2 protein-coding genes are annotated in these 1,317 nt (G+C 31.3%); one reads left to right on the top strand and one right to left on the bottom strand.

Going from position 1 to position 1,317, the window contains the following annotated elements; genetic code table 11:
- Positions 1-60: elongation factor P (locus HY951_02470; GenBank protein ID MBI5538893.1), on the top strand; the 60-nt coding region annotated here is incomplete at its 5' end.
- Positions 61-132: 72 nt separating this feature from the next.
- On the opposite strand, the gene HY951_02465 is transcribed toward HY951_02470, so the two are convergent.
- Positions 133-873 carry a transposase gene (locus HY951_02465; protein ID MBI5538892.1) on the bottom strand — a complete coding sequence of 247 codons (741 nt, stop codon included), beginning with the start codon at positions 871-873 and terminating at the stop codon, positions 133-135.
- Positions 874-1,317: the final 444 nt, after the last annotated feature.

Raw genomic sequence — 1,317 nt, 5'->3', positions numbered from 1 at the left:
AATCAGGGTGATGTTATTAGGGTAAATACGGAAACCGGAGAATACGTGGAAAGAGCGTAATAATTTAAGATTTATGATTTTAGATTTAAGATTTTAAAATTTTGGTTTAATACTTAAAAAGTGTTGGTAATTTCATTTATTATATTTAAAATAGTTATACCAGAGAATAAAGTTTTGCCGGCTCTTTTTACTTAATCCTCTATGGATTTTCAGATTATTTTTTAAATAAGAAAATCTGGTTTCTAAACAATTGGTTGATTTTGGGATATGCGGATTATCCAGATAGTGAAACATATTTGGTAAAGCATTTTTAATTAGTGATCTGGTTCGTCTAAGTAGTTTGTGAGTATACCATTTTCTGCCTGACAAACTTTCGCTTTTCTCCTTGAGGAAAGAACTATATTTTCTACACCAGCCATCAAATTGCCTTATCCAATAATCCCGTTTATCATGATTATCTATCTTGTGCAATTTCTTAACCCAGTATCTCAACGTAATTCCAGCGCCAGTCTTAGGATTGCGAGTTAAATAAATTAAACTCATTCTCTGAATATGAATAATGCACCTCTGGTGAACCACGCTAGGGAAAACATCCCTCACCGCCTTTAAAAGCCCCCTTTGCCCGTCTGAAGTGATGCTAAACGGGATTATGCCTATCTGTTTTAGGAATTCTAAATCAGTCGTATAATCATAATAGTTTTCCCGCTCAACCGTCCTGTAATACTGTAAATATTTTAACCCGCTGTCCAAATAATTTAGAACGCAAAAATTGTTTTTGATGTGCGTGCCGTCAATTACCAAATAGCATTTATCACTAGGTTTGATTTTTGTCTTAAGTGGGTTTTCTAAAAATTTTTTGAATAGTATTCGCAAAGTATCAATTGATTTTCGATTTTCCTCGGCTAATTCTTTTAATGTCCGCTTGCCGATAATCCATTTACGAAATAATTTTAGTTTCTGATTTTTACTTGTTCCGGGGTTTTCCCAGAAAAAAGATTTATTACAAATTTTACAAAACCATCTTTGCTTCTTGTGTTTAAAGCCCCATTTGATTACCTCGGATTTTTCACAAAAAGGACAATGTTTTTTTTGAGATATTAGACATAAATTTAAATCAATTTAAATTCGTTATTAACTTATGCCTAATATTACAACGAAAACAAAATTTTCGCCAACACTTTTTAAGTATTAAACCAAAATTTTATTAATTATTTTCCTAATAAAAATCCCACAAAGTTTTGTGGGTTTATTTATTTAGCTTTTTAAATTAATGAACGGTTTTGTATGGATTATAAAGTGCAGCCGGGAAACAATTTT

It is taken from the genome of Bacteroidia bacterium, from assembly GCA_016218155.1.
Lineage (GTDB): Bacteria > Bacteroidota > Bacteroidia > Bacteroidales > GWA2-32-17 > GWA2-32-17.
The sequence above is the reverse complement of the archived record's forward strand: the minus strand, read 5'-3'. Positions and strand labels throughout refer to the sequence as shown.